Source organism: Klebsiella quasivariicola (assembly GCF_002269255.1).
Lineage (GTDB): Bacteria > Pseudomonadota > Gammaproteobacteria > Enterobacterales > Enterobacteriaceae > Klebsiella > Klebsiella quasivariicola.
Genome location: NZ_CP022823.1, coordinates 4,334,812 through 4,347,538, shown reverse-complemented (window position 1 = coordinate 4,347,538; position 12,727 = coordinate 4,334,812). Strand labels below are relative to the sequence as shown.

Below are 12,727 nucleotides of genomic sequence, written 5' to 3'. Positions count from 1 at the left end.
GGCGCAACGCGCCGCAAGCCGGGAAAAAGCTTTTATGCCGATTTTTGCGCACCCAGATGCGCGCCAATATAGCGCTGGTAGCGATTGGCCTTCAGGTAGGTGAGATCCACCAGCACCAGACCATCCACGCAGTTGTTGAAATCCGGGTCGCTGCCGAAATCGATAAACTGCACGCCGCCCGGCTCGCACACTTCCGAGTACTGCTTATACAGCGGCGGGATCGCGCAGCCGAGGTTGCCGAGCAGGGACTTCAGCCGGGCCAGGTCGTCGTTGTAATCCTCCCCGCCAAACTGCGCCAGCACGTCGGGCAGCGACGCCGGATAAGGTCGACGCGACTCCGCCAGCGGATGCGTCGCCGGGAACCACATCCGGTAGAATGCCACCAGCAGATCGCGGGCGGCGGGCGGCAATCCGCCAGAAATCGACACCGGACCAAACAGATAGCGATAGTGCGGATAGCGCGCCAGATAAGCGCCGATGCCGGACCACAGGTAGTCCAGCCCGCGACGCCCCCAGTAGCGCGGCTGGATAAAGCTGCGCCCCAGCTCAATGCCGTGCTGCAGGACATCGTCCATCCGCCCGTCGTAATGGAACAGACTGTAACTGTAGATCCCTTTCAGGCCGCGCTGTGCCAGCTGGATGGCCGTCGGCATAAAGCGGTAAGCGCCGACGATTTCCAGATCGTCTTCATCCCACAGGATCAGATGCAGATAGTCGTCGTCATATCCGTCGATATCCCGCCGTTTGCCGCTGCCTTCCCCGACCGCGCGGAAGGCGATTTCCCGCAGACGCCCCAGCTCGCGCAGCAGCGGCGCGTCCTCCTGGCCGTTGCGCTGCCAGAGGTAAATCACTTTGCCGTCGGCGGTGCGGCCCAGACACTCGGCCTTATGCAGTTCGCGTTTGAGCAATGCCCGGTCTTCCGGACGGGCGATGGCGCTTTCGGTTTTGAACTGCCCCGGCAGCCCTTTGCGCAGTTGTTCAAGGTGCTGATAGCAGCGGCCGGTAAGCTCGCGAGCGCTGGACTTGGCATCGAACCAGCTCGACCAGGGGATCTGCTGGCCGATGCGCACCGGCAGGCTGCTGTTGCGCCGGCGAAACATCTGCTGCATCAGCAGGAGCAGCGGCAGGTTGTCGGAGACCAGCGTGCTGGCGTAAAACAGGGCGCTGTTGCGGGCGTTAATCCACGCCGGCAGCAGCGGGGCGCGATATTTTGCCGCCAGCTTAATAAAGCCGGAGTGCCATTTTTTATCGCGGATGCCGCGACGGGTCAGACGGGAGACTTCCCCCGCCGGGAAGAAGATCAGCACCCCGCCGGCCTGCAGCTGCTGGTCCATCTGCTGCAGCGCTGCTTTAGCGGTGCGGCCATGAATGTTATCCACCGGGATAAACAGCGAGCTCAGGGGCTCAAGGTGGGTGAGCATGCGGTTGGTGACCACTTTGACATCGCGGCGCACGCGGGATACCGCATACAGGAGCGCCAGGCCATCGAGGGTGCCGGTGGGGTGGTTGGCGATAATGACCAGCGGGCCATATTCGGGGATTTGTTCGAGATCGTGTGCCGGGATGGCACAACGGATATTGAGGTATTCCAGTACCTGTTCGACCGTATCAAGCCCCTTCAGATGGCGATGACGGTCGGCAAATTGTTGAAACTCTTCCTCATAAAACAGCTTTTTTAACAGTTTCTTTTGCCAGGGGGCGGGCCTCGCCTGAGGCCACAGGTCATCGAGTACGTTGTCGAGACTAAACATAGTGGCTCCTCCTCCGTCCTGCCCAGACAGTAGAAGGTAGAGATGTCGTTCAGATTACAGTTGGGTGAAGTTTCGGTCGCAGCGGGGGAGGTTTCCCGGATAGCGGCTAACGCCTCATCCGGGCTACGGTTGGCGCCGATTTGTAGCCCCGGTAAGCGTCAGCGCCACCGGGGAGAAGCTATAGGCGTTCACCGCAGCTAAGATCAAAGCTATCGCCAGCTCAATTTGGGGGATATAGCCCGCGCTGGACATCGCGATGAAAGGTTGAAAATGGCCAATCGATCACTCGGGTGACCCAGCCATGTTTAAGTGGATTGATATGGATGTAATCAACGTGTCGACGGTAATCATCTTCATCGCGTATGGCATGCTCCCAGAAGCGCGGTTGCCAAAGGGGTTGTCGTTTTAACGTTCTGGTAAAACAGCCTTTGATATCTCTCCAGCGTGAAGAAAAATCGTCATCATTATGAGGTAGTGTCCAGATGCAATGGAGATGTTCAGGCAACACCACCCAGGCATCAATCATAAAGGGGCGATGTTGTTTAACAATGGCGACAGAGTAGCGCAATAATTCTATGTTTTCAGTTAGGTGCATGCTTCTACGGTCTTTAAGGTTAACGGTGAAGAACCAGGTTCCCCCTTTAATGTAATAACGTCGATAAGCAACCACAGGATCTCCTGGAATTCGGTATTTATGATGTGGTTTAACACGTTATAAGGCGAAATCCGGTACGCCAAGGAGAAGGCGCAGAAGATGGAAAGCGGCGCGCAAAATTTCAGCTACAGATAGTGGTTAGCGCCTGTCCCCGGATAGCGGCGCAAGCGCCTTATCCGGGCTACGGTGTGGTGGTCGCGATAAATGCAGCACATCGGAGATGAGGTTTGGTAGCCCCGGTAAGCGAAGCGCTACCGGGGAGAGACTGATTTAACGGAGGATTTTTTTCTCGGCCAGATCGAGGGCGAAATAGCTGAAGATCAGGTCGGCGCCCGCGCGTTTGATAGCGCCGAGGCTTTCCAGAACCACTTTCTCTTCATCGATAGCCCCGGCCTGGGCGGCGAATTTGATCATCGCGTACTCCCCGCTGACCTGATAGGCGCCGAGCGGCAGATCGCTGCGTTCGCGGATGTCGCGCAGAATATCCAGGTAGGCGCCAGCCGGTTTCACCATCAGGCAGTCGGCGCCCTGGGCTTCATCAAGCAGCGACTCACGAATGGCCTCCCGGCGGTTCATCGGGCTCATCTGATAGGTTTTACGATCGCCCTTCAGCGCGGTACCGGCCGCTTCGCGGAACGGGCCGTAGAAGGAAGAGGCGAACTTGGTCGAGTAGGACATGATCGCCGTATTGGTGAAGCCGGCGGCGTCCAGCGAGCGGCGAATCGCCTGCACCTGTCCATCCATCGCGGCGGAAGGGGCGATGAAATCCGCGCCCGCGGCGGCAGCGACAACGGCCTGCTTGCCGAGGTTTTCCAGGGTCGCGTCGTTATCCACCCCGTGGTCGCACAGCACGCCACAGTGGCCGTGGGAGGTGTATTCGCAGAAGCAGGTATCGGACATCACAATCATCTCCGGCACCGTGGACTTACAGATCCGCGACATACGCGCCACCAGACCATTTTCATTCCAGGTATCGCTGCCGGTGGCATCGGTGTGATGAGAGATGCCAAAGGTCATCACCGAGCGGATCCCGGCGTTGGCGATGCGTTCGATCTCGCGCGCCAGATATTTTTCCGGAATGCGCATCACGCCGGGCATGGCCTCGATCGCTTTGTAATCATCAATTTCTTCTTCAACAAAGATCGGCAACACCAGGTCGTTCAAACTCAGTGTTGTCTCTTCAAACAGGGCGCGCAGCGCAGCGGATTGACGCAGGCGGCGGGGGCGAGTGATTAAATCTGTCATGGTTTGCCTGATTTTGTGAAATGAAAGACGTTAGTGTAACTGAAATGGCAGCAGGATGTTTCGCCAAAACGATCGTTATGTCGCATCGGCGAAACCTCTCCCGGGCTTACTGGCTGGCCGTCTGCATGTTGGGCTGTGCGCCGCTCAGCTCGCTGACCAGATCGTTAATGCCGTCGCTCATATTGTTGAAGCGGGTTAACGGCGAGCGGGTCACCACCACAAAAGCGCCGACGTTAGCCTGTGGATTCATCGCCATATAGGTGATAAACCCGCCGCCGCCGCCGGTCTTCTGAATAATTCCCGGATGGCCATTCTTTGGCTTCATGTACACCCAGCCGAGACCCAGCGCGTCTGCCCGGCCCGGCACATCCATACCAATCACCCGGGTCAACTGGTTGCGCTGATAAATCAGCGTCTGCATTCGGTCGGCCTGCTGGCTGCGGGTATAGAAATCGGATGACAGGAACTGCTGCATCCAGCGCATCATATCTCCCGGCGTCGAGTAGACCCCGCCGCTGCCGATCGCCGCCAGGGTGTTGTTGCAGGGGCTGGCGCCTTTTTCCGGGATCATCAGCCGCTGGCACTGATCCGGTGACGGGGTAAAGGTGGTGTCCTTCATCCCAAGCGGCCGGGTGATCTGCTCTTCAAACAGCTGCGGATACGGTTTGCCGGCGGCGGTGGAGAGCGCGTCCGCCAGTAAATCGAAGGCCAGATTGGAGTAGGCCGCCTGTGAGCCCGGCGCGGTTTTCAGGGTCGCCGTTGAGAGCCAGTTCCAGCGCTGCTGGCGGGTCGGCCAGACAAACACCGGACGATGAGCGGCGCCGCCAGGCTGCTCGCGCGGCAGGGCGCTGGTATGGGTTGCGAGGTTCACCAGGGTGATCGGTTTTCCCTGCCAGTCAGGCACCCGGGCGCCCGGCGGGGCGTATTTGCTCAGCGGATCGTTGAGTTTCACCACGCCCTGGTCGAGAAGTTTCACCAGCATTTCGCTGGTCATCAGCTTGCTGAGAGAAGCGATACGGATCACCGAGTCGAGCTGCGGGTGTTGATTATTCCCCGGGCGGGTTTCGCCAAAGCTGCGAAAAACGCGCTGATTGCCATCGATAACCACCAGCGCCATGCCGGTGGCGCCGCTGCCGTAGTAGATATGATTGGCGTACCGATCGACCACATCCGAGGCGAAAACCGGGTCAACGGTAGGCTGTGCGGCCTGCACCGAGGTCCACGACGCCGCGCACAGCGCAGCAAAAATGAGCAAACTACGTTTCAACGGAGATCATCCATTAAATAAATAAAAGAGAAGAGGGTATTTATACTACGAAGTGGCGCAGAACAAAGTGGGATTCACGACATTCCTGCAGGAAAAAGGTAACGGTGCGTAAAAAAGACTTTTTTACGCTTTCGGATATCGGCTTTTTTCGCCGGCGCGTATGATGGCCGTTTGGCTGAACGTTCGTGGGAGAGAACAATGACGGCTCAACGGGTAGTGATGGTCGTGGATATGCAAAATGGCGTGTTTGCCACGCCGCGTCTGGCGCGCGAGCGCTGCGTCGCGCAGATAAACCGTCTGGTGCGTGCGGCGGACAAGGTCATTTTCATTCAGCATGATGAAGCCGGTGGCCTCGAAGCCGGCAGCGAAGGCTTTGCCCTGCTTCCCGAGCTGGAACAGCCAGCTGGCGCGCTGTATGTCACCAAAACTGCCTGCGACGCTTTCTACCACACCTCGCTGGCGCAGGTGCTGCGCGAACACGACATCCAGCAGTTCGTCATCTGCGGCTGCGCCACCGACTACTGCCTCGACACCACCATTAAAAACGGCGCCAGCCGTGGTTACGGCATCGTTGTCGCGGAAGATGCCCATACCACCGCCGACCGTCCCGCCGCGCCGGCCGCGACGCTTATCGCCCACTACAATGAGGTGTGGCGTACGCTGACCGTTCCTGGCAATCCTTTACAGGTGAAACCCACAGAAACAATTCTGCACGCCTGGCAGCAGAACTAAGCTGTTGATATCCGGTCTTATCATTCGTCTGCCCCGCGAGAGCGCACCCACGCGGCGGCCGGCGTATGCGTCGTACACAGCAATAGCAGAACGATAAGAAGTTAGCAGGAGACAATGATGTTTAAATCTTTTTTCCCCAAACCGGGGCCGTTTTTTATTTCTGCCTTAATCTGGTCGCTACTGGCCGTGATTTTTTGGCAGGCGGGCGGCGGCGACTGGCTGCTGCGGGTCACCGGAGCATCGCACAATGTGGCAATCAGCGCGGCGCGCTTTTGGTCGCTTAATTATCTGGTGTTCTACGCTTACTATCTGTTTTGCGTCGGCGTGTTTGCGATCTTCTGGTTTATTTACTGCCCCCATCGCTGGCAGTACTGGTCGATTCTCGGCACGTCGCTCATCATCTTCGTCACCTGGTTTCTGGTGGAAGTGGGCGTGGCGATCAACGCCTGGTACGCGCCATTTTACGACCTGATCCAGAGCGCGCTGGCCACCCCGCATAAGGTCAGCATCAACCAGTTTTATCAGGAAATCGGCGTCTTTCTCGGCATCGCGATCATCGCGGTGATCATTGGCGTGATGAACAACTTCTTCGTCAGCCACTACGTCTTCCGCTGGCGCACGGCGATGAACGAACACTATATGGCCCACTGGCAGCATCTGCGCCATATCGAAGGCGCCGCGCAGCGTGTGCAGGAAGATACCATGCGTTTTGCTTCCACCCTCGAAGATATGGGGGTGAGCTTTATCAACGCGGTGATGACCCTGATCGCCTTCCTGCCGGTGCTGGTGACGCTCTCCGAACACGTTCCCGACCTGCCCATCGTTGGTCATCTGCCGTATGGCCTGGTGATTGCCGCTATCGTCTGGTCGCTGATGGGCACCGGCCTGCTGGCGGTGGTGGGGATTAAGCTGCCGGGTCTGGAGTTTAAAAACCAGCGCGTGGAAGCGGCGTATCGTAAAGAGCTGGTCTACGGCGAGGACGATGAAACCCGCGCCACGCCGCCGACGGTGCGCGAGCTGTTCCGCGCAGTGCGTCGCAACTATTTCCGTCTCTATTTCCACTATATGTATTTCAATATCGCCCGCATTCTCTATCTGCAGGTGGATAACGTTTTCGGCCTTTTCCTGCTGTTTCCGTCGATCGTTGCCGGTACGATTACCCTTGGGCTGATGACGCAAATTACCAACGTCTTCGGCCAGGTGCGCGGTTCGTTCCAGTACCTGATCAGCTCGTGGACGACGCTGGTGGAACTGATGTCCATCTATAAACGTCTGCGTAGTTTTGAACGCGAGCTGGACGGCAAACCGCTGCAGGAAGCGATCCCGACATTACGTTAATCAAGACAAGGAAGCATGATGGCCGCACGTTTATCGCGCATTATTCCCGGTTCGTTGCCGCTGCTGGCGGCGATGGTGCTGAGCGCCTGTACCAGCCAGCAGGCCCCGGTGTTGAAAGAGGGGGAGAAGCCCGTAGACGTGGCGTCGGTGGTGCGGCAGAAAATGCCCGCCAGCGTTAAGGATCGAGAGGCCTGGGCGCAGGCCATCGCTACCGCGTTTGACAGCCAGAAGCTGGCGCCGACGGAAGAGAATGTCTGCTCGGTGCTGGCGGTGGCGCAGCAGGAGTCTAACTATCAGTCCGATCCGGTAGTGCCGGGGCTGAATAAAATTGCCTGGCAGGAGATCGACCGCCGGGCGGAAAAAATGCACATTCCGCTGTTTCTGGTCCATACCGCGCTGAAGATCACCTCGCCAAACGGCAAAAGCTACAGCGACCGTCTGGACAACGTGAAGACGGAAAAGCAGCTGAGCGCTATTTTTGATGACTTTATCGGGATGGTGCCGATGGGGCAGAAGCTGTTCGGTTCGCTTAACCCGGTGCATACCGGCGGGCCGATGCAGGTCAGCATTGCCTTTGCCGAGCAGCACACCTCCGGCTACCCGTGGAAAATGAACGGCACGGTGCGCCAGGAGGTCTTTAGCCTGCGCGGTGGTCTGTGGTTTGGCACCTATCATCTGCTGAACTACCCGGCCAGTTACAGCGTGCCGCTGTACCGCTTTGCCGATTTCAACGCCGGCTGGTATGCCAGCCGTAACGCCGCCTTCCAGAACGCGGTGGTGAAAGCCAGCGGGGTGAAGCTGGCGCTCGATGGCGACCTTATCCGCTACGACAGCGATGAACCGGGTAATACCGAGCTGGCGGTGCGCCGTCTGGCGGGTCAGCTGGGAATGAGCGACAGCGAGATCCATCGTCAGCTGAAAAAGGGCGACAGCCTGGCGTTTGAGAAGACCGATCTCTATCAACAGGTTTTCCGTCTTGCCGATAAAAAAGCGGGCAAAGCCCTGCCGCGGGAAATGTTGCCGGGGATCCAGCTTGAGAGTCCGAAAATTACCCGTAATCTGACGACGGCGTGGTTTGCGAAACGGGTCGATGAGCGGCGGGCTAACTGTATGGCGCGGCGTTAACGGCGCTGACGCCAGCGCACGATTAGCGCCAGCAGCCCGATGAACGAGCAGCCGATCAGGAACGGGATCAGGCCAAAGAGGGTACCTACGGCGAGGCTGATGTCAACTTGTGGACGGCCGGCGTCCTGCGCCTGAATCAGACGTTCAAAGACCCCCGGGGCGTGGATCAACATACTGAGCATCTGCGCGCCGGCCCAGCAGCAAAACAGCACGAACAGCCCGTAGGCGATATGGCTGCCGGTCAGGGCCCCTCTTTTTTTATTTCCCAAAAGCGATTTTGAAAAACTGAATTCAGCCATAGGCCCTCCTAACTCTGTGCTGCTGGTTTTTTCTCCAGCTCTATGGCAGGTATTCTGGCAGTGAGGCGCCGTTGTCAGTATCAGATTGCTGGTAATTGCCGTCCAGGAATAATCCTGTTTTCGCCGTTGTGTTAACCGTGCCACAGGAGCGCAAAAGGGAGACTGACGTCGCAATCCAGCAACATTCTCCCTTGCGCTACAGACCGCCGCGAGCGGCTATGCGAAGATGCGTTTTTCGCTGTTGGAGGCCGCATGAAGCTCACTGATAAAATTCGCCGCGACTGGCACTACTACGCGGTGGCGCTGGGGTTAATTTTCATTCTCAACGGGGTGGTGGGGCTGCTGGGGTTTGAGACTCAGGGCTGGCAATCCTACGCCGTCGGTCTGGTGACCTGGGTGATAAGCTTCTGGGCCGCGGGCCTGGTGATCCGTCGTCGCCCGGCAGAAGAGGCCTGAGGCCGCCGCTGCCAGGCGCGGTAAAGCCGGTTTTAGTTCATGGAGGTTTTCAGCGCCCGGTCCGCGGCGTGGCGCTCCAGCGCCAGCTCAATCAGCCGGGTGATCAGGCTGGTGTAGTCGAGGCCGCTGGCCTGCCACAGCTTCGGATACATGCTGATGTTGGTAAAGCCCGGCAGGGTGTTGATCTCGTTGATCACCACCTCGTTGTCGGCGGTGAGGAACACGTCGACGCGGGCCATGCCGCTGCAGCCCAGGGTCTGGTAGGCCTGTACCGCAATAGCGCGGATCTTGTCGTTAATCTCAGGGGCGATAGCGGCCGGAACCACCACCTGCGCGCCCTGGTCATCAATATACTTGGTATCGTAGGCGTAAAATTCGCTGTTAAGGACAATTTCACCGCAGGTGCTGGCCTGCGGGTGATCGTTACCCAGCACCGCACACTCAATTTCCCGCCCGTTAATGCCTTGTTCCACCACCACTTTATGGTCAAATTCAAAGGCCAGGGCCACCGCCTGATGGTACTGCTCTTCGTTTTTAACTTTGCTAACGCCAACCGATGACCCCTGATTAGCCGGCTTAACGAACAGCGGCAGGCCGAGCTTCGCTTCGACATCGGCAAAGCTGAACTGCGCGCGGTTGGCGCGGGTCAGCGTGATAAACGGCGCGACGCTGAGCCCGGCATCGCGCAGCAGACGTTTGGTCACGTCTTTGTCCATACAGGCCGCGGAGCCCAGCACATCGGAGCCGACGAAAGGCAGATTCGCCATGCGCAGCATCCCCTGCAGGGAACCATCTTCGCCCAGCGTGCCGTGGACGATCGGGAAAATCACATCGATGGCCGCCAGCGGCTGGCCGCTTTCGGCGTTAATCAGCTGCTGCGCTTCGCGGCCCGGGATCTGCGCCAGAGTCACTGTGGAAGGGCGCAGGGCGATGCGGGCAGGGTCCTGAGCATTGAGCAGGTAGTTGCCGGCATCGTTAATGTGCCATAGACCCTGTTTATCAATACCCAACAGAACCACATCGAAGCGCGATTTATCAATCGCTTCCACGATATTCTTCGCTGACTGCAGCGACACTTCATGCTCTGCCGACTTACCGCCAAAAACGATCCCAACCCTCATCTTTGCCATTTCAACTTCCATCCAGATTACATCAAAGGGCATAACATACCATGTGAAACCGCTGCCTGGCTGCCATAATATTTACCTGATCAATTGACGGGAGTGGGCGTGAGAGGAAAGACGCTGCTGGTACTGGCGGGGCTGCTCGGCGCGGGCCTGTTGGGATATCGCTCTCTGCCGCCGCACCTGAATCCGCTGGCGCCGCTGACGCTGGACGATCCCCCGGGCTGGTTGACGTCATACAAGCTGCGCGGGCTGACGGCAGACCAGTGTGCCTCCCTGCTGGCGGAGGCTAATCGCCGGCGGCTTATCGCCAGCCAGCCGGTGGCCGACAGCGAGGGAAATTGCCCTCTGCGCAACGTGGTGCGGGTAGCGAATTTTGGCCCGGTGAAGCTGAGCAGCAGTTTCCTCGCCAGCTGCCCGCTGGCGCTGAGCAGTGCGCTGTATGTCGAGCAGCAGGCGAAGCCGCTGACCCGCCAGCTGATGGCGAGCGATCTGCGCCAGATCGATCATCTTGGCAGCTTTGCCTGTCGCAATATCTACCATCGGGCACAGGCGCGGCGCAGTGAACACGCCACGGCGGACGCGCTGGACGTCAGCGGTTTCCGCCTCGCCAACGGCCGACGCGTCAGCGTTCTGCAGGGCTGGCGCAGCGAGACCTCCCGGCCCTGGCTGGCGGCGCTGTTGAGCAACAGTTGCCACTATTTCGGCAACGCGCTGGGGCCAGAATACAATGCGGCTCACGCCAACCATTTTCACTTCGGGATGCGCGGGCAGGGTTTCTGTTTTTGAGCATAAAGCGCTGTGAGCAGGCGCAATAACCAGAAAATGATTTGTCAGGCTCGTTTCCCCAGTCATAAAACACCAAACTCATCGCCAGCGCATCTATGGTAGTACACCAGCGGAATGAAATTGCTAAGCTAGGTAATAATTGACAAATCATTAATGAATACGCGTAGTTATGGAATCCTGGAAGGTTAATCTCATCTCCGTCTGGTTTGGCTGCTTTTTTACCGGCCTGGCGATCAGTCAAATTCTCCCTTTTTTACCCCTCTACGTCTCCCAGCTGGGCGTGACTTCGCATGAAGCGCTGTCGATGTGGTCGGGGCTGACCTTCAGCGTCACCTTCCTGGTCTCGGCGATCGTCTCGCCGATGTGGGGAAGCCTGGCAGACCGCAAAGGCCGCAAGCTGATGCTGCTGCGCGCCTCGCTGGGGATGGCGGTCGCCATTTTACTGCAGGCTTTCGCCACCAACGTCTGGCAGCTGTTTATCCTGCGGGCGATCATGGGCTTAACCTCCGGTTATATTCCCAACGCCATGGCGCTGGTGGCTTCGCAGGTGCCGCGCGAGCGCAGCGGCTGGGCGCTAAGCACACTGTCGACGGCGCAAATTAGCGGCGTGATCGGCGGCCCGCTGCTGGGCGGCTTCCTGGCGGACCACGTCGGACTGCGGATGGTCTTTTTTATTACGGCTGTCCTGTTGACCATCAGTTTCCTGGTGACCCTGTTCCTGATTAAAGAGGGCGTTCGCCCGCAGGTCAGCAAAAGCGAGCGCCTCACCGGGAAACAAGTTTTTGCCACCTTGCCTTACCCGGGGCTGGTGATCAGCCTCTTTTTCACCACCCTGGTGATCCAGCTGTGCAACGGCTCAATTGGCCCGATCCTGGCGCTGTTTATCAAATCGATGGCGCCGGACAGCAACAATATCGCCTTTCTGGCGGGGATGATTGCCGCGGTGCCCGGCGTGTCGGCGCTGATCTCTGCCCCGCGGCTGGGTAAGTTAGGCGACCGCATTGGCACCTCGCGGATCCTGCTGGCAACGCTCTGCTGCGCGGTGGTGATGTTCTTCGCCATGTCCTTTGTCACCACCCCGCTGCAGTTGGGGACGCTGCGTTTCCTGCTCGGCTTTGCCGATGGCGCGATGCTTCCGGCGGTGCAGACCTTATTGCTGAAATACAGCAGCGACAGCGTCACCGGGCGCATCTTTGGCTATAACCAGTCGTTTATGTATCTGGGCAATGTCGCCGGGCCGCTGATTGGCGCTTCGGTGTCGGCAATGGCCGGCTTCCGCTGGGTATTTATTGCCACCGCCATTATCGTCTTCATTAACCTCTGGCAACTGGCATGGATGCTGCGCCGCACCCGTCGCGCTAACGCCTGAACCTCCGCTGACGGTATTTATCCCGCTACCGTCAGCGTTATTCCCCGCCGGGAGATTTACCATTACTTTTTGTTATCACCATTTCGTGAGTAATATTCCATTTAATTATTTCCCGCGTCATCTGAGGATCGCCCGCCTCGCTTGTCATTAAACAATACTATTTATAGTGGTATTTTATTGTGGTTAAACGTTTCGCTGTATATTGGGTGTTGCGACGATTCTTATTTTAAGTAATTCTGATGTTCGTCATCGGGCATGACATCCCAACCAAAAACAGGCCTCGCATAAGGAACTGGTGCTATGAAGAATCTCATTGCTGAGTTACTGGTTAAACTGGCGCAAAAGGAAGAAGAAGCAAAGGAACTGACGGTGCAGGTTGAAGCGCTGGAGATCGTGGTCACCGCATTATTGCGCCATATGGAGCATGATGCCCAGCAGGCATTGATTCAGGATATTGAACAGGCGATAGACCAGGTGACGCCCTGTCCGCCGGTCAACGACCAGGATGCCATTTTGCTGCAGCAATATCTAAAGAAGCTGTTGCGGCATCCTCGTAGTTAGTCTTTGTGACACGACA

13 protein-coding genes are annotated in these 12,727 nt (G+C 57.9%); 7 read left to right on the top strand and 6 right to left on the bottom strand.

The window, feature by feature from the left end; genetic code table 11:
- Positions 1-32 precede the first annotated feature (32 nt).
- The 4 genes from B8P98_RS22005 to ampH all read right to left on the bottom strand — a co-directional run bounded on the left by B8P98_RS22005 (position 33) and on the right by ampH (position 4,918).
- Positions 33-1,751, bottom strand: a complete 1,719-nt coding sequence (locus B8P98_RS22005) for a bifunctional ornithine lipid synthase OlsF (protein WP_080924519.1) — start codon at positions 1,749-1,751, stop codon at positions 33-35.
- Positions 1,752-1,971: 220 nt separating this feature from the next.
- Positions 1,972-2,421, bottom strand: coding sequence for an REP-associated tyrosine transposase (locus B8P98_RS22000; RefSeq protein WP_071993228.1), 450 nt, complete (start codon positions 2,419-2,421; stop codon positions 1,972-1,974).
- Between the two features lie 255 nt (positions 2,422-2,676).
- Positions 2,677-3,651, bottom strand: a complete 975-nt coding sequence (hemB, locus tag B8P98_RS21995; protein WP_002890201.1) for a porphobilinogen synthase — start codon at positions 3,649-3,651, stop codon at positions 2,677-2,679.
- A gap of 106 nt (positions 3,652-3,757) precedes the next feature.
- Positions 3,758-4,918, bottom strand: coding sequence for a D-alanyl-D-alanine-carboxypeptidase/endopeptidase AmpH (ampH, locus tag B8P98_RS21990; RefSeq protein WP_004178722.1), 1,161 nt, complete (start codon positions 4,916-4,918; stop codon positions 3,758-3,760).
- A 219-nt stretch (positions 4,919-5,137) separates the two neighbouring features.
- On the opposite strand from ampH, the gene B8P98_RS21985 reads away from it, so the two are divergent.
- The 3 genes from B8P98_RS21985 (at position 5,138) to B8P98_RS21975 (ending at position 8,113) form a co-directional block, all read left to right on the top strand.
- Positions 5,138-5,650, top strand: a complete 513-nt coding sequence (locus B8P98_RS21985; RefSeq protein WP_165931886.1) for an isochorismatase family protein — start codon at positions 5,138-5,140, stop codon at positions 5,648-5,650.
- 117 nt (positions 5,651-5,767) lie between these two features.
- Entirely contained in the window at positions 5,768-6,988 is a 1,221-nt protein-coding gene (gene sbmA, locus B8P98_RS21980; protein WP_025710603.1) for a peptide antibiotic transporter SbmA, read from the top strand.
- An 18-nt stretch (positions 6,989-7,006) separates the two neighbouring features.
- The gene (locus tag B8P98_RS21975; RefSeq protein WP_025710604.1) at positions 7,007-8,113 is read left to right on the top strand and encodes a DUF1615 domain-containing protein; all 1,107 of its coding nucleotides are present in this window, start codon (positions 7,007-7,009) and stop codon (positions 8,111-8,113) included.
- Here B8P98_RS21975 and B8P98_RS21970 read toward each other — a convergent pair.
- Complete coding sequence (locus B8P98_RS21970; protein ID WP_025710605.1) at positions 8,110-8,412, bottom strand: YaiY family protein; 303 nt, start codon at positions 8,410-8,412, stop codon at positions 8,110-8,112. The two genes, B8P98_RS21975 and B8P98_RS21970, sit on opposite strands and share 4 nt — an antisense overlap.
- Before the next feature lie 252 nt (positions 8,413-8,664).
- Between B8P98_RS21970 and B8P98_RS21965 the strand changes: the two genes are divergently transcribed.
- Positions 8,665-8,868: a DUF2754 family protein gene (locus B8P98_RS21965; RefSeq protein ID WP_012968852.1), complete on the top strand. Its 204-nt coding sequence runs from the start codon at positions 8,665-8,667 to the stop codon at positions 8,866-8,868.
- 32 nt (positions 8,869-8,900) lie between these two features.
- Here B8P98_RS21965 and ddlA read toward each other — a convergent pair whose 3' ends face one another.
- Positions 8,901-9,998 carry a D-alanine--D-alanine ligase gene (gene ddlA / locus B8P98_RS21960; RefSeq protein WP_042929014.1) on the bottom strand — a complete coding sequence of 366 codons (1,098 nt, stop codon included), beginning with the start codon at positions 9,996-9,998 and terminating at the stop codon, positions 8,901-8,903.
- Positions 9,999-10,097: 99 nt separating this feature from the next.
- Between ddlA and B8P98_RS21955 the strand changes: the two genes are divergently transcribed.
- The 3 genes from B8P98_RS21955 to iraP all read left to right on the top strand — a co-directional run bounded on the left by B8P98_RS21955 (position 10,098) and on the right by iraP (position 12,711).
- The gene (locus tag B8P98_RS21955) at positions 10,098-10,781 is read left to right on the top strand and encodes an extensin-like domain-containing protein (RefSeq protein WP_080897017.1); all 684 of its coding nucleotides are present in this window, start codon (positions 10,098-10,100) and stop codon (positions 10,779-10,781) included.
- Between the two features lie 169 nt (positions 10,782-10,950).
- The gene (locus tag B8P98_RS21950) at positions 10,951-12,150 is read left to right on the top strand and encodes a multidrug efflux MFS transporter (protein ID WP_025710608.1); all 1,200 of its coding nucleotides are present in this window, start codon (positions 10,951-10,953) and stop codon (positions 12,148-12,150) included.
- A gap of 300 nt (positions 12,151-12,450) precedes the next feature.
- On the top strand, positions 12,451-12,711 hold the full coding sequence (iraP, locus tag B8P98_RS21945; protein ID WP_004204875.1) for an anti-adapter protein IraP: 261 nt from the start codon (positions 12,451-12,453) through the stop codon (positions 12,709-12,711).
- Positions 12,712-12,727: the final 16 nt, after the last annotated feature.

What these genes read in the sequence shown, in the direction of transcription:
- B8P98_RS22005 (WP_080924519.1), bottom strand. Translation starts at nt 1,751, where the DNA reads ATGTTTAGTCTCGACAACGTACTCGATGACCTGTGGCCTCAGGCGAGG.
- hemB (WP_002890201.1), bottom strand. Translation starts at nt 3,651, where the DNA reads ATGACAGATTTAATCACTCGCCCCCGCCGCCTGCGTCAATCCGCTGCG.
- B8P98_RS21985 (WP_165931886.1), top strand. Translation starts at nt 5,138, where the DNA reads ATGGTCGTGGATATGCAAAATGGCGTGTTTGCCACGCCGCGTCTGGCG.
- sbmA (WP_025710603.1), top strand. Translation starts at nt 5,768, where the DNA reads ATGTTTAAATCTTTTTTCCCCAAACCGGGGCCGTTTTTTATTTCTGCC.
- B8P98_RS21975 (WP_025710604.1), top strand. Translation starts at nt 7,007, where the DNA reads ATGGCCGCACGTTTATCGCGCATTATTCCCGGTTCGTTGCCGCTGCTG.
- B8P98_RS21970 (WP_025710605.1), bottom strand. Translation starts at nt 8,412, where the DNA reads ATGGCTGAATTCAGTTTTTCAAAATCGCTTTTGGGAAATAAAAAAAGA.
- B8P98_RS21965 (WP_012968852.1), top strand. Translation starts at nt 8,665, where the DNA reads ATGAAGCTCACTGATAAAATTCGCCGCGACTGGCACTACTACGCGGTG.
- ddlA (WP_042929014.1), bottom strand. Translation starts at nt 9,998, where the DNA reads ATGGCAAAGATGAGGGTTGGGATCGTTTTTGGCGGTAAGTCGGCAGAG.
- B8P98_RS21950 (WP_025710608.1), top strand. Translation starts at nt 10,951, where the DNA reads ATGGAATCCTGGAAGGTTAATCTCATCTCCGTCTGGTTTGGCTGCTTT.
- iraP (WP_004204875.1), top strand. Translation starts at nt 12,451, where the DNA reads ATGAAGAATCTCATTGCTGAGTTACTGGTTAAACTGGCGCAAAAGGAA.